The organism is Mycolicibacterium pallens, assembly GCF_019456675.1.
GTDB lineage: Bacteria > Actinomycetota > Actinomycetes > Mycobacteriales > Mycobacteriaceae > Mycobacterium > Mycobacterium crocinum.
The window spans coordinates 4,485,913-4,500,061 of sequence record NZ_CP080333.1; the positions used below are offsets into that span (position 1 = coordinate 4,485,913).

Here is a 14,149-nt window from a genome sequence, read left to right on the forward strand (position 1 = left end):
CTACTACGCCGCGTCGTTGACCCGAGCCGGGCTACGCCTGACTGCCTCGCTCCTCCTCCGCCTCGTCCCTCGGCGGCATCGGTCGACTCGGCTACCCGGATCAGCCGGCGCGCAGGATCAGCGCGTCGCCCTGGCCGCCGGCCCCACAGAGGGCGGCCACCGCGTAGCCCGAGCCACGCCGGGAGAGCTCCAGCGCCGCGTGCAGCGTGATGCGCGCACCGGACATGCCGATCGGGTGGCCGACCGCGATGGCGCCGCCGTTGCGGTTGACCCGCTCGGCGTCCACACCCAGTTCCTTGGTCGAGGCCAGCGCCACGGCGGAGAACGCCTCGTTGATCTCGATGACGTCGAGCTGATCGAGGGTGATGCCCTCACGCGCGACGGCCTTCTTGATCGCGTTGGCCGGCTGTGACTGCAGCGTCGAGTCCGGGCCCGCGACGACACCGTGAGCACCGATCTCGCACAGCCAGCTCAAGCCGAGTTCCTGGGCCTTGGCCTTGTTCATCACCACGACAGCGCAACCGCCGTCAGAGATCTGGGACGCCGAGCCGGCGGTGATGGTGCCGTCCTTGCGGAACGCGGGCTTGAGCCCGGCCAGCGATTCGGCCGTGGTGTTCGCGCGGATGCCCTCGTCCTCTTTGAACTCGATCGGGTCGCCCTTGCGCTGCGGAATCTGGACCGGCACGACCTCGTCGGCGAACACGCCGTCCTTCCAGGCCGCGGCGGCCTTCTGGTGCGAGATCGCGGCGAATTCGTCCTGCTCCTGGCGGGTGAACTTGTCGGTGTCGTTGCGCTGCTCGGTCAGCGCGCCCATCGGCTGGTCGGTGAACACGTCGTGCAGGCCGTCGTAGGCCATCGAGTCGAGCACGGTGACGTCGCCGTACTTGTAGCCCTCGCGGCTGTTGATCAGCAGGTGCGGGGCCTTGGTCATCGACTCCTGGCCGCCGGCGACGACGACGTCGAACTCACCGGCCCGGATCAGCTGATCGGCGAGCGCGATCGAGTCGATCCCCGACAGGCACATCTTGTTGATGCTCAGAGCGGGCACATCCCAGCCGATTCCCGCGGCCACAGCGGCCTGGCGAGCGGGCATCTGGCCCGCGCCTGCGGTCAGGACCTGACCCATGATCACGTACTCCACCAGCGACGCCGGCACGCCGGCCTTCTCCAGGGCCCCCTTGATCGCGAACGCGCCCAGGTCACTGCCGGAGAAATCCTTGAGCGAACCCATCAGCTTTCCGATGGGAGTCCGTGCTCCAGCAACGATCACCGACGTCGTCATACCTACCTCCAAGAGCGTTTCGAGCCGTCCCGATGCGGCTATCCACGGATCCCCCAGTGTTGAATCCGATGTGGTTAGGTTACCTTTGCGTTATGACCGCTGAGCAAGTTGACGCCCGTCCAGTTCTGGCCAGTGCGCTCGTCACCGCCGTCGACCATGTCGGCATCGCGGTGCCGGATCTCGATGCGGCCATCCAGTGGTACCACGAGCACCTCGGGATGATCCTGGTGCACGAGGAGATCAACGAGGATCAGGGCATTCGCGAGGCCATGCTGTCGCTGAAGAACGCGGCCCCCGACTGCGCCCAGATCCAGCTGATGGCGCCGCTCGACGAGACCTCGACCATCGCGAAGTTCATCGACAAGCGTGGTCCGGGCATCCAGCAGATGGCCTACCGGGTCAGTGATCTGGACGCCATCTCCGAGCAGCTCCGCGACCAGGGTGTGCGGTTGATCTACGACGCGCCGCGCCGCGGAACCGCGAACTCGCGGATCAACTTCATCCACCCGAAGGATGCCGGCGGCGTCCTGGTGGAACTCGTCGAACCGGCCGCGTCACACTAAGTCTCACGACCACTTCCGGGTCGGCCCGCGGTTCGCGCGGTTGGCCCAGCACGCGGTGTGCCAGTGGCGCCGATCGTCCAGCGCAGCCTCACCGTCGTCGGCCCGCCACACCGCCACATGTGCGATGCCGGATCGTATTTCGTGGTCGCATCCGGGGCACCGATAGGTCTTGACGGCCCGCGCCGCCGGTATCGGTCGCACCTCGTAGTCGAACCCGTCGGCACCCACCTCGACACGGCGCGGCAGCGGCAACGGCGGAAAACCGCTGTCCTTTCGGCTATGTGGCCGGCGCCGAGGCATCAGAACAGCCGAAACTCGTCGCTGTCCATCCCGCGCATGACGTCGTAATCCAAAGTAAGACAACGAATTCCGCGGTCGGTCGCCAGCGTGCGGGCCTGCGGCTTGATCTGCTGGGCGGCGAACACTCCGCTCACCGGCGCCAGCAGGCTGTCCCGGTTCAGCAGTTCGAGATAACGCGTCAGCTGCTCCACGCCGTCGATCTCACCGCGGCGCTTGATCTCGACCGCCACCGTGCGACCCTCGTTGTCGCGACACAGGATGTCGACGGGGCCGATCGCGGTCATGAACTCCCGTCGAACCAGGGTGTAGCCGTCACCGAGCAGCTCGATGTGCTCGGCCAGCAGCTCCTGGAGATGGGCCTCGACGCCGTCCTTCACCAGACCCGGATCGATGCCGAGCTCGTGGCTGGAATCGTGCTCGATGCTCTCGATGGTGATCCGCAGCTGCTCACCGGCTTTGTTCTCCACCACCCAGATCGGCAGAGAATCGTCCTTCGCTTCCTCGGTCAGCCAGCAGGGCGGGCTCATCCAGTTCAACGGCTTGTAGGCCCGGTCGTCGGCGTGGATGCTGACCGAGCCATCGGCCTTGATCAGTAACAGCCGACGAGCTGAGGGCAGATGGGCGGTGAGGCGGCCGAGGTAGTCGACGGTGCATTGGGCGATCACGAGGCGCACCGCACAAGCTTAGGGTCTGTGGCCCGCGGCGAATTAGGCTGACACCACCATGACTTCCCATCCGAGCCTTGCGCAGCGGTTGGGCCGGGTTCTGGAACGGGTGACCCGGCAGAGCGGCCGGCTGGCCAGCACGCCGGCCTACGGCTCGCTGATCCTGGGACGGGTCAGCGAAAGCCCGGCACGCCGCCGGGTCCGAATCCAGACGTTGGTCACCGTGTCGCTGCTGACGGTGAATGTCATCGGCATCCTGGTGGCGGCGCTGCTGGTCAGCGTGGCCTATCCGGTACCCAGTGTGTTCACCGACGTGCCACCCTGGCTGACCTATATCGTCGCGCCGGCCTACGCCGCCGCCGCACTGGCATTCGGCAGCTGGTGGATCACCACCCGCACGGTCAACGATCTCCGGTGGGCGGCCGAGGGCCGGCAACCGACCCGCGTCGACCAGCGCAACGTGTTCTTCACGCCGTGGCGGGTCGCGATGGCTCAACTGTCGCTGTGGGTGGTCGGCACGGTGGTGTTCACCGTGCTCTACGGGCTTTACGACACCGACTTCATCCCGCGGATCGCGCTCGTGACGGGCTTCGCCGGTGTCCTGGTGTCCACCGCCGCCTACATGGCGACCGAGTTCGCCCTGCGGCCCGTCGCGGCGCTGGCGCTGGCGGCAGGTCCGCCGCCGCACCGATTGGCACCCGGGATCATGGGCCGCACGATGACGGTGTGGATGCTGGGCTCCGGCGTCCCCGTGGTCGGCATCGGGCTGACCGCTCTGATCTCGCTGATCTTGGACAACATGACCAAGACGCAGCTGGAAGTCGCGATCGTGATCGTCTCGGTGGTCACGCTGGTGTTCGGCTTCGTGTTGATGTGGATTCTGTCCTGGCTCATCGCGACTCCGGTGCGCGTGGTGCGTACGGCGCTCAAACGCGTCGAGGACGGTGACCTCAAGGCCAGCACGGTGGTGTTCGACGGCACCGAGCTCGGTGAGCTGCAACGGGGTTTCAACTCGATGGTCGCCGGGCTGCGGGAGCGCGAACGGGTGCGCGACCTGTTCGGCCGCCATGTCGGGCGCGAGGTCGCCGCGGCCGCGGAGCTGCAGCGGCCACAGCTCGGTGGCGAAGAGCGCCATGTGGCAGTGCTTTTCGTCGACATCGTCGGATCCACTCAACTGGTTGCGACGCTGCCCCCGATCGAGGTTGTCGACCTGCTCAACCGGTTCTTCGCCGTGATCGTCGACGAGGTCAACAATCACCGCGGATTGCTCAACAAGTTCGAAGGCGATGCGACGCTGGCGGTGTTCGGCGCACCGGTCACGCTCGACAATCCGGAGGATGACGCGCTGGCCGCCGCCCGCACGATCATGCAGCGGCTCGAGCGGGAGGTACCCGAGTGCCCGGCGGGTCTCGGGGTGGCGGCCGGTCAGGTGGTGGCCGGCAACGTGGGCGCCAACGAGCGATTCGAATACACGGTGATCGGCGGGCCGGTCAACGAAGCCGCCCGGCTGTCGGAGCTGGCCAAGTCCACCGAGCACCGACTGCTGGCCACGGCGTCGACGGTGGCGAATGCCGGCGAGGAGGAACGGTCCCACTGGGTCCTGACCGAATCGGTGACGCTGCGCGGACACGAAGAGCCGACGCAGTTGGCCGTTCCCGCCTGAGCAGGCCGGGATGGCCCGATGTGTGGGGTACCCGACCTGCAAGCCACTCCCCTGATCGGTCGGTCGCGCGCACTGTAGAGGCATGACCGTCAACGACGTAGCCGGCTGGAATATCCCGGACTCTGATATCTGTTCTGCCGCACTGCATTTGGTGACCGATGTTTCCCCGGCGTTCCTGACCAACCACTGCATCCGCAGCTATCTGTTCGGCCGCGAGCTGGCCGCCGCCGACGGGATGCGCGCCGGGACCGATTACGACGACGAACTGGTCTTCCTCAGCTGTGTGCTGCACGACCTCGGCATCACCGCCTACGGTGGCGGCGACCAACGCTTCGAGGTCGACGGGGCCGACGCCGCGGCACGCTTCCTGGGTGAGCGGAGTCGGCGACGACGCGGTGCGGGCGGTATGGGAAACGATCGCCCTGCACACCAGCGTCGGCCTGGCGCACCGCTTCGGACCCGTCCATGCGGTCTCGCATCTCGGAATTGCGTTGGACATCAACGGATTCGACAAGACCAAATTACCGGAGGGGTTCGCCGAGCGGGTCCACACCGCGTGGCCGCGGCATGATTTGGGCTATGCCATCGCCGAGGCGATCGCTGATGACACGCGAGCCAACCCCAAGAAGGCTCCGCCCCTGACCTTCCCCGAGCACATTCACCACCTGATCAGCGGGGCACCCGCCCCCACGTTCTTCGACCTGATCGGAGCATCCGGCTGGGGCGATCGGCCGCTGCAGAGCGCGAGCCGCTGACTGCTCGACCACGATGTCGGTTTCCCGCCAGTGATGTCGGTGCCGACGTGTAAAAGTCGAGATGTGCATGACGATTTCGACCGCTGCTACCGAGCCGTCCAGTCCAAGGACTCGCGGTTCGACGGCTGGTTCGTCACCGCGGTCAAGACCACCGGCATCTACTGCCGGCCCAGCTGTCCGGTGCGGCTGCCGCTGTCTCGCAACGTGAGCTTCTATCCCAGCTCGGCGGCCGCCCAGCGGGCCGGCTTCCGGGCCTGCAAGCGCTGCCGGCCGGATGCCTCGCCGGGATCGCCGGAATGGAACGTCCGCGGCGATGCCGTGGCCCGGGCGATGCGGCTGATCGGCGACGGCGCGGTGGACCGCGAGGGAGTGACCGGACTGGCGCGGCGGGTGGGCTACACCACCCGGCAGCTCGAACGAATGCTGCAGGCCGAGGTGGGTGCCGGCCCGCTGGCCCTGGCCCGAGCACAGCGGGTCCAAACGGCACGGGTGCTGATCGAGACCACGGACATGGCATTCAGCGACATCGCGTTCGCGGCGGGCTTCGCCAGCATCCGGCAGTTCAACGACACCATCCGCGCAGCCTGCGGCATGACGCCGACAGCGTTGCGGGACAAGGCGACTCGCCGTGACTGGTCCGAGACGGCTCCGGGCGGTCAGGCGCTGTCGCTGCGGTTACCGGTGCGCACCCCGTTCGCCTACGAGGGCGTGTTCGGGCACCTGGCCGGCACCGCGGTACCGGGATGCGAAGAGGTGCGCGACGGCGCCTACCGCCGGACGCTGCGCCTGCCTTCGGGGTCCGGGGTGGTGAGCCTGACGCCGCAGCCTGACCACGTACGCTGCACGCTGGTGCTCGAGCAGGTCAAGGATCTGGCGACGGCCATTGCCCGCTGCCGGCGGTTGTTGGACCTCGACGCCGACCCGGAGGCTGTCATCGACGTCCTCGGTGCCGACGCGGATCTGCGGGCAGTGGTGGCCAAGGCACCCGGGCAGCGGATTCCGCGGACCGTCGACGAAGAGGAGCTGACGGTGCGGGCAGTGCTCGGACAGCAGGTGTCGACCAAGGCGGCACGTACGCACGCGGGCAGGCTGGTCGCCGCCTACGGCACGCCGGTGACCGATCCGCACGGCGGCCTGACCCACACCTTCCCCAGTACCGCCCAGCTGGCCGATATCGACCCGGCGCATCTGGCCATGCCAGCCACACGCCGACGCACGCTGACCACGCTGATCGCGGCGCTCGGCAGCGGCGAGCTGACGCTGAATCCCGGATGTGACTGGGAGCAGGCCCGTCAGCAACTGCTGGCGCTGCCCGGCATCGGGCCGTGGACGGCCGAGATCGTGGCGATGCGCGGCCTCGGCGATCCCGACGCCTTCCCCGCCAGCGACCTCGGCGTCCGACTCGCAGCCGAACAGCTGGGTCTGGTGAGCGACGTACGAGCGTTGACCGCACACAGCGCACGATGGCGACCGTGGCGGTCGTATGCGGTGCAGCACCTGTGGACGACCCTGGACCATTCCGTGAATCACTGGCCGCCGAAGGAGACGAAGTGACGACGACAATGCGGTACCGAATCATCGACAGCCCGGTGGGGCCGCTCACGCTGGCCGGCACGGGATCGACGCTGCGGCATCTGCGAATGGCAGACCAGACGCACGAGCCGGACCGTTCCGAGTGGGCCCAGTCCGACGACGAGATCTTCCCCGATGCCGTCGAGCAGCTCGCGGCATACTTCGCCGGCGAACTGACCGAATTCGAGCTGGACCTGGACCTCGGCGGTACGGAATTCCAGCGGAAAGTCTGGGCGGCGCTGCGCACCATTCCTTATGGCGAGACGCGGTCGTACGGCGAAATTGCGATGCAGATCGGATCACCCGGCGCATCGCGTGCGGTGGGATTGGCCAATGGCCGAAATCCGATCGGCATTATCGTGCCGTGTCATCGCGTTGTCGGTTCGACCGGCGGATTGACCGGATATGGCGGTGGAATTGACCGAAAGCGCGCACTCTTGGCGCTGGAGAAAAGCCGTATGCCGGCCGAGCTCTCGCTATTCGATTGATATCCAGATATACAAATGCCTGTGCCCCCTAATCGAAATTAGGGGGCACAGGACTTAAATTGTGTTCGGCGGTGTCCTACTTTTCCACCCGTGTGGGTAGTATCATCGGCGCTGGTAGGCTTAGCTTCCGGGTTCGGGATGGGACCGGGCGTTTCCCTGCCGCTATGGCCGCCGTAACTCTATTCACTCATTTTTGAGTGTGAAACTTAGTTTTGGTGGTGGGGTGCAGTGTGTCTGCTGGATTGTGGTTGCGGGCGTTGATGTGCGTCTTTACAGTGTTCCGAAAACAAGGGTTGTTTGTTTTGGTTGTTGTAAGTTTTCGGCCGGTTAGTGCCAGTTCCCTGAACACCTTGCGGTGCGTGTAGGTCTGGTCTATCGATCCCGTGGTCTGCGGGGGGCCTTATCCCACTTAATGGGTGAGAAGCCTGGTCTTGGAATAGGTTTCCCGCTTAGATGCTTTCAGCGGTTATCCTGTCCGAACGTGGCTATCCAGCGGTGCCCCTGGTGGGACAACTGGTGTACCAGAGGTTCGTCCGTCCCGGTCCTCTCGTACTAGGGACAGGTTTCCTCAAGTTTCTGACGCGCGCGGCGGATAGAGACCGAACTGTCTCACGACGTTCTAAACCCAGCTCGCGTGCCGCTTTAATGGGCGAACAGCCCAACCCTTGGGACCTGCTCCAGCCCCAGGATGCGACGAGCCGACATCGAGGTGCCAAACCATCCCGTCGATATGGACTCTTGGGGAAGATCAGCCTGTTATCCCCGGGGTACCTTTTATCCGTTGAGCGACACCCCTTCCACTCGGGGGTGCCGGATCACTAGTCCCGACTTTCGTCCCTGCTTGACATGTCCGTCTCGCAGTCAAGCTCCCTTGTGCACTTGCACTCAACACCTGATTGCCGTCCAGGTTGAGGGAACCTTTGGGCGCCTCCGTTACATTTTGGGAGGCAACCGCCCCAGTTAAACTACCCACCAGGCACTGTCCCTGGACCGGATATACGGTCCGAGGTTAGAAGTCCAATACGATCAGAGTGGTATTTCAACAATGACTCCACCCACACTGGCGTGTGAGTTTCACAGTCTCCCACCTATCCTACACAAACCGTATCGAACGCCAATACCAAGCTATAGTGAAGGTCCCGGGGTCTTTTCGTCCTGCCGCGCGTAACGAGCATCTTTACTCGTAGTGCAATTTCGCCGAGTCTATGGTTGAGACAGTTGAGAAGTCGTTACGCCATTCGTGCAGGTCGGAACTTACCCGACAAGGAATTTCGCTACCTTAGGATGGTTATAGTTACCACCGCCGTTTACTGGGGCTTAAATTCTCCGCTTCACCCTAAAAGAGTTAACGGGTCCTCTTAACCTTCCAGCACCGGGCAGGCGTCAGTCCGTATACATCGTCTTGCGACTTCGCACGGACCTGTGTTTTTAGTAAACAGTCGCTTCTCACTGGTTTGTGCCACCCCCCACCGCTGCCCACCGCAAGGGTGATGACAGTAGGGGGTCCCCCTTCTCCCGAAGTTACGGGGGTATTTTGCCGAGTTCCTTAACCATAGTTCACTCGTACGCCTTGGTATTCTCTACCTGACCACCTGTGTTGGTTTGGGGTACGGGCCGTGTATACGCTCGCTAGAGGCTTTTCTTGGCAGCAAAGGATCACCGAATTCGCCTCACTCGGCTATGCATCACCTCTCAGGATATATGAAACGCGGATTTGCCTACGTTTCTCCCTACAGGTTTACCCCAGTATTACCACTGACTGGTACGGCTACCTACCTGCGTCACCCCATCGCTTGACTACTACCAGAGAAGGTCCCGCGCAGCCGGTGACCCCCGCTTCCCGAAGGAATTGGTTGGTCACCTTTTGGGCGGTTAGTACCTCTGATTCATCAGGGACGCTTATACACGGGTACGGGAATATCAACCCGTTGTCCATCGACTACGCCTGTCGGCCTCGCCTTAGGTCCCGACTCACCCTGGGCGGACTGGCCTGGCCCAGGAACCCTTGGTCTTTCGGCGGGCAAGGTTCTCACTTGCCTTATCGCTACTCATGCCTGCATTCTCACTCCCACACCCTCCACAGCTCCATTACCAGGCTGCTTCACCGGAGTGCAGGACGCTCCCCTACCCAATACACAAACGTGTATTGCCGCGGCTTCGGCGGTGTGCTTGAGCCCCGCTACATTATCGGCGCACAATCACTTGACCAGTGAGCTATTACGCACTCTTTCAAGGGTGGCTGCTTCTAAGCCAACCTCCTGGTTGTCTCTGCGACTGCACATCCTTTTCCACTTAGCACACGCTTAGGGGCCTTAGCCGGCGATCTGGGCTGTTTCCCTCTCGACGCACGGAGCTTATCCCCCGCCGTCTCACTGCCACGCTTTCACTTACCGGCATTCGGAGTTTGGCTGACGTCAGTAACCTAGTAGGGCCCATCGGCCATCCAGTAGCTCTACCTCCGGCAAGAAACACGCAACGCTGCACCTAAATGCATTTCGGGGAGAACCAGCTATCACGGAGTTTGATTGGCCTTTCACCCCTACCCACAACTCATCCCCTCAGTCTTCAACCTAAGTGGGTTCGGGCCTCCACGCGGTCTTACCCGCGCTTCACCCTGGCCATGGGTAGATCACTCCGCTTCGGGTCCAGAACACACCACTACACCAAGTCCTCCGACTTGGATACGCCCTATTCAGACTCGCTTTCGCTACGGCTACCCCACCCGGGTTAACCTCGCGACATGTCCCTGACTCGCAGGCTCATTCTTCAAAAGGCACGCCATCACCCCACAACAAAGTCGAGGGCTCTGACGGATTGTAAGCGCACGGTTTCAGGTACTCTTTCACTCCCCTCCCGGGGTACTTTTCACCATTCCCTCACGGTACTAATCCGCTATCGGTCACTGAGAAGTATTCAGGCTTACCGGGTGGTCCCGGCAGATTCACAGCAGATTCCACGGGCCCGCTGCTACTCGGGAACAGTTCCACAGGAGCCGTGATGTTTTCAGTTACGGGGCTCTCACCCACTACGGCAGACCATCCCAGGCCACTTCACCTAACACCACGGTTTATCACTCCCGCCCCGGCCGGCAGACCGAAGACGAAACGTCCCACAACACCGCACACACAACCCCTGCCGAGTATCACATGCATACGGTTTAGCCATCCTCCGCGTTCGCTCGCCACTACTAACGGAATCACAATTGTTTTCTCTTCCTACGGGTACTGAGATGTTTCACTTCCCCGCGTTCCCCCCCGCACCCTATGTATTCAGGTACGGGTGACACGACATCACTCGTGCCGGGTTTCCCCATTCGGACATCCTCGGATCAACGCTCGGTTGACAGCTCCCCGAGGCATAACGCAGCCTCCCACGTCCTTCATCGGCTCCCAGTGCCAAGGCATCCACCATGCGCTCTTAAACACTTACAACACAAAAAACCAATTCGAAAAAAGAAATTGCACATCTTGCACACACAAACACACGCCGACTCATCAAAGAACCGACGCGAACTTGCGTGCTAGATGCTCGCAACCACTATCCACAAATCAAACACCACACCCCACCACCAAAGTGGAGCAACAACAGCCCTCCTGAACCGCAGTCCAAGCAGAGATGGGTCTGTTGTCTCAGGACCCAACAGTGTGTCTGGCAATTCCTCACGACCGGCATCCCCGCCGATCGAACGTTTGTTGTGCACCAAACCCCCACCCACTACAGGCGAAGATTCCTCACGGCTCCAGTCAAGACCCAGTGTCTCAACCGTTTTCGTGGTGCTCCTTAGAAAGGAGGTGATCCAGCCGCACCTTCCGGTACGGCTACCTTGTTACGACTTCGTCCCAATCGCCGATCCCACCTTCGACGGCTCCCTCCCACAAGGGGTTAGGCCACCGGCTTCGGGTGTTACCGACTTTCATGACGTGACGGGCGGTGTGTACAAGGCCCGGGAACGTATTCACCGCAGCGTTGCTGATCTGCGATTACTAGCGACTCCGACTTCACGGGGTCGAGTTGCAGACCCCGATCCGAACTGAGACCGGCTTTGAAAGGATTCGCTCCACCTCACGGCATCGCAGCCCTTTGTACCGGCCATTGTAGCATGTGTGAAGCCCTGGACATAAGGGGCATGATGACTTGACGTCATCCCCACCTTCCTCCGAGTTGACCCCGGCAGTCTCTCACGAGTCCCCACCATAACGTGCTGGCAACATGAGACAAGGGTTGCGCTCGTTGCGGGACTTAACCCAACATCTCACGACACGAGCTGACGACAGCCATGCACCACCTGCACACAGGCCACAAGGGAACCGACATCTCTGCCGGCGTCCTGTGCATGTCAAACCCAGGTAAGGTTCTTCGCGTTGCATCGAATTAATCCACATGCTCCGCCGCTTGTGCGGGCCCCCGTCAATTCCTTTGAGTTTTAGCCTTGCGGCCGTACTCCCCAGGCGGGGTACTTAATGCGTTAGCTACGGCACGGATCCCAAGGAAGGAAACCCACACCTAGTACCCACCGTTTACGGGTGGACTACCAGGGTATCTAATCCTGTTCGCTCCCCACGCTTTCGCTCCTCAGCGTCAGTTACTGCCCAGAGACCCGCCTTCGCCACCGGTGTTCCTCCTGATATCTGCGCATTCCACCGCTACACCAGGAATTCCAGTCTCCCCTGCAGTACTCCAGTCTGCCCGTATCGCCCGCACGCCCACAGTTAAGCTGTGAGTTTTCACGAACAACGCGACAAACCACCTACGAGCTCTTTACGCCCAGTAATTCCGGACAACGCTCGCACCCTACGTATTACCGCGGCTGCTGGCACGTAGTTGGCCGGTGCTTCTTCTATAGGTACCGTCACTTGCGCTTCGTCCCTACTGAAAGAGGTTTACAACCCGAAGGCCGTCATCCCTCACGCGGCGTCGCTGCATCAGGCTTGCGCCCATTGTGCAATATTCCCCACTGCTGCCTCCCGTAGGAGTCTGGGCCGTATCTCAGTCCCAGTGTGGCCGGACACCCTCTCAGGCCGGCTACCCGTCGTCGCCTTGGTAGGCCATTACCCCACCAACAAGCTGATAGGCCGCGGGCCCATCCCACACCGCAAAAGCTTTCCACCACACACCATGAAGCATGTGGTCCTATCCGGTATTAGACCCAGTTTCCCAGGCTTATCCCAAAGTGCAGGGCAGATCACCCACGTGTTACTCACCCGTTCGCCACTCGAGTCACTCCGAAGAGCACTTTCCGTTCGACTTGCATGTGTTAAGCACGCCGCCAGCGTTCGTCCTGAGCCAGGATCAAACTCTCCAAACAAAAACAACCCATCCACAGACAGGTGAATTCGAATCAGAACAATCTGACCAAAGCAAGACACCAAACACTTGGCATCAAAAAACCACACCCCAACACGGGGGTATCAGAGCATGGCAAAAAACAACAACAAACAAAAACCACCAAACACACTATTGAGTTCTCAAACAACACACCCGGCTGACATCCGCCAGCAGGCAACCCTGCCATCTTACTTGATGTTGTTGGCGTGGTCAACTTGCCACTGCCATCCCATTTCTGGGTCCGGCGCGGCTGGCCGACTGCCTACATTACACGCGTTCTATCTCAGCTCCAAGTCGCACAAGGTTTTCCACGAACAGCGGGTAGCCGCGGTCGATGTGGAACACGTCGTGAACTTCGGTTTCTCCGTCGGCGACCAGCCCGGCGAGCACCAAACCGGCGCCGGCCCGGATGTCCGAGCACCACACCGGCGCACTGGAGAGCTGCGGGATCCCCCGCACCACCGCGTGGTGGCCGTCGGTCCGGGCGTCGGCTCCGAGCCGAATCATCTCCTCGACGAACCGGAACCTCGCCTCGAACACGTTCTCGGTGATCATCGACGTTCCGTCGGCGACCGACGCCAGCGCTATCGCCATGGGCTGCAGGTCAGTCGGAAACCCGGGGAACGGCAGCGTCGCCACGTTGCCGGCCTTCGGCCGCTCGTACTGCACCACCCGGAAACCGTTGTCGTGCTGAGTCACGGTGGCGCCGGCGTCGTGCAGCTTGTGCAACACCAGCTGCAGGTGAGCCGGGTCGACGCCGGTGACCGCGATGTCGCCTCGGGTCATCGCGGCGGCGATCCCCCACGTCGCGGCGACGATCCGGTCCCCAATCACCCGATGTTCGGTGGGGTGCAATTGCGGAACGCCGGTGATCGTCAGCGTCGACGTTCCGGCACCCTCGATCTCGGCGCCCATCTGACAGAGCATTTCGCAGAGGTCGACAACGTCGGGCTCGCGCGCCGCGTTGTGGATCGTGGTGACGCCCTCGGCGACAACGGCGGCCATCAGGATGTTCTCGGTCGCCCCCACTGACGGGAACTCGAGCTGGATATCCGCACCGTGCAGGTGCTCGGCGGTCGCCACCACGCAGCCGTGCTCGATCGTGCAGTCCGCGCCGAGCTGACGCAGCCCCGCCTGATGCATATCGAGCGGGCGCGATCCGATCGCGTCGCCACCCGGCAGCGCGACCCGGGCGCGCTTGAGGCGCCCGACCAGCGGACCCAGCACACACACCGACGCACGGAACTGGCGCACCGCGGCGAAATCGGCTTCAAACTTCGGCTCATCGGGTGAGGTGATGCGCACGACCGATCCGTCGAGCTCCACGTTGGCGCCGAGACCGCGCAAGACCTCCGCCATCAGCGGCACATCAAGAATGTCGGGGCAATTGGTGATCGTCGTAGTGCCCTCGGCCAGCAGGCTCGCGGCCATCAGCTTCAGGACGCTGTTCTTGGCGCCCCCGACGGCGACTTCACCGGACAACCGGTTACCGCCGGTCACCACGAAACGCTCGCCCACGGGGAAGAGTTTAGTGGA

At 62.7% G+C, this 14,149-nt stretch carries 9 protein-coding genes and 3 rRNA genes; 5 read left to right on the forward strand and 7 right to left on the reverse strand.

Annotated elements, in window-relative coordinates; all coding sequences use genetic code 11:
- Nucleotides 1-100: 100 nt before the first annotated feature.
- On the reverse strand, nucleotides 101-1,282 hold the full coding sequence (locus K0O64_RS21880) for an acetyl-CoA C-acetyltransferase (protein ID WP_096312042.1): 1,182 nt from the start codon (nucleotides 1,280-1,282) through the stop codon (nucleotides 101-103).
- Nucleotides 1,283-1,374: 92 nt separating this feature from the next.
- Between K0O64_RS21880 and mce the strand changes: the two genes are divergently transcribed.
- Nucleotides 1,375-1,845: a methylmalonyl-CoA epimerase gene (gene mce / locus K0O64_RS21885; protein ID WP_071942412.1), complete on the forward strand. Its 471-nt coding sequence runs from the start codon at nucleotides 1,375-1,377 to the stop codon at nucleotides 1,843-1,845.
- A gap of 3 nt (nucleotides 1,846-1,848) precedes the next feature.
- On the opposite strand, the gene K0O64_RS21890 is transcribed toward mce, so the two are convergent.
- Nucleotides 1,849-2,145, reverse strand: a complete 297-nt coding sequence (locus K0O64_RS21890) for an Rv1322 family protein (protein ID WP_220045755.1) — start codon at nucleotides 2,143-2,145, stop codon at nucleotides 1,849-1,851.
- Nucleotides 2,145-2,819, reverse strand: coding sequence for an endonuclease NucS (nucS, locus tag K0O64_RS21895; RefSeq protein ID WP_220045756.1), 675 nt, complete (start codon nucleotides 2,817-2,819; stop codon nucleotides 2,145-2,147). Before nucS ends, K0O64_RS21890 begins: the two co-directional genes overlap by 1 nt.
- A gap of 49 nt (nucleotides 2,820-2,868) precedes the next feature.
- On the opposite strand from nucS, the gene K0O64_RS21900 reads away from it, so the two are divergent.
- The 4 genes from K0O64_RS21900 (at nucleotide 2,869) to K0O64_RS21915 (ending at nucleotide 7,288) form a co-directional block, all read left to right on the forward strand.
- The gene (locus K0O64_RS21900) at nucleotides 2,869-4,473 is read left to right on the forward strand and encodes an adenylate/guanylate cyclase domain-containing protein (RefSeq protein ID WP_071942406.1); all 1,605 of its coding nucleotides are present in this window, start codon (nucleotides 2,869-2,871) and stop codon (nucleotides 4,471-4,473) included.
- A 371-nt stretch (nucleotides 4,474-4,844) separates the two neighbouring features.
- Nucleotides 4,845-5,228 (forward strand): hypothetical protein, encoded by a 384-nt coding sequence (locus K0O64_RS30330; protein ID WP_344791567.1) that lies wholly within the window; start codon nucleotides 4,845-4,847, stop codon nucleotides 5,226-5,228.
- A 63-nt stretch (nucleotides 5,229-5,291) separates the two neighbouring features.
- Complete coding sequence (locus K0O64_RS21910; protein ID WP_220045757.1) at nucleotides 5,292-6,782, forward strand: DNA-3-methyladenine glycosylase 2 family protein; 1,491 nt, start codon at nucleotides 5,292-5,294, stop codon at nucleotides 6,780-6,782.
- Between the two features lie 8 nt (nucleotides 6,783-6,790).
- A complete protein-coding gene (locus tag K0O64_RS21915; RefSeq protein WP_220046521.1) occupies nucleotides 6,791-7,288 on the forward strand; it encodes a methylated-DNA--[protein]-cysteine S-methyltransferase in 498 nt (165 codons plus the stop codon).
- A gap of 63 nt (nucleotides 7,289-7,351) precedes the next feature.
- On the opposite strand, the gene rrf is transcribed toward K0O64_RS21915, so the two are convergent.
- The 4 genes from rrf to murA all read right to left on the reverse strand — a co-directional run bounded on the left by rrf (nucleotide 7,352) and on the right by murA (nucleotide 14,131).
- Nucleotides 7,352-7,464, reverse strand: a 5S ribosomal RNA gene (gene rrf, locus K0O64_RS21920).
- Between the two features lie 131 nt (nucleotides 7,465-7,595).
- A 23S ribosomal RNA gene (locus K0O64_RS21925) occupies nucleotides 7,596-10,719 on the reverse strand.
- A gap of 353 nt (nucleotides 10,720-11,072) precedes the next feature.
- Nucleotides 11,073-12,593: ribosomal RNA gene (locus tag K0O64_RS21930) — 16S ribosomal RNA — on the reverse strand.
- Together the 16S, 23S and 5S rRNA genes form the textbook arrangement of a ribosomal RNA operon.
- Before the next feature lie 287 nt (nucleotides 12,594-12,880).
- The gene (gene murA, locus K0O64_RS21935; RefSeq protein ID WP_096312045.1) at nucleotides 12,881-14,131 is read right to left on the reverse strand and encodes a UDP-N-acetylglucosamine 1-carboxyvinyltransferase; all 1,251 of its coding nucleotides are present in this window, start codon (nucleotides 14,129-14,131) and stop codon (nucleotides 12,881-12,883) included.
- Between the last annotated feature and the right edge of the window lie 18 nt (nucleotides 14,132-14,149).

Excerpts from the sequence above, each read along its gene's own strand:
- K0O64_RS21900 (WP_071942406.1), top strand. The coding sequence starts at position 2,869 with ATGACTTCCCATCCGAGCCTTGCGCAGCGGTTGGGCCGGGTTCTGGAA.
- K0O64_RS21880 (WP_096312042.1), bottom strand. The coding sequence starts at position 1,282 with ATGACGACGTCGGTGATCGTTGCTGGAGCACGGACTCCCATCGGAAAG.
- K0O64_RS21890 (WP_220045755.1), bottom strand. The coding sequence starts at position 2,145 with ATGCCTCGGCGCCGGCCACATAGCCGAAAGGACAGCGGTTTTCCGCCG.
- K0O64_RS21915 (WP_220046521.1), top strand. The coding sequence starts at position 6,791 with ATGCGGTACCGAATCATCGACAGCCCGGTGGGGCCGCTCACGCTGGCC.
- mce (WP_071942412.1), top strand. The coding sequence starts at position 1,375 with ATGACCGCTGAGCAAGTTGACGCCCGTCCAGTTCTGGCCAGTGCGCTC.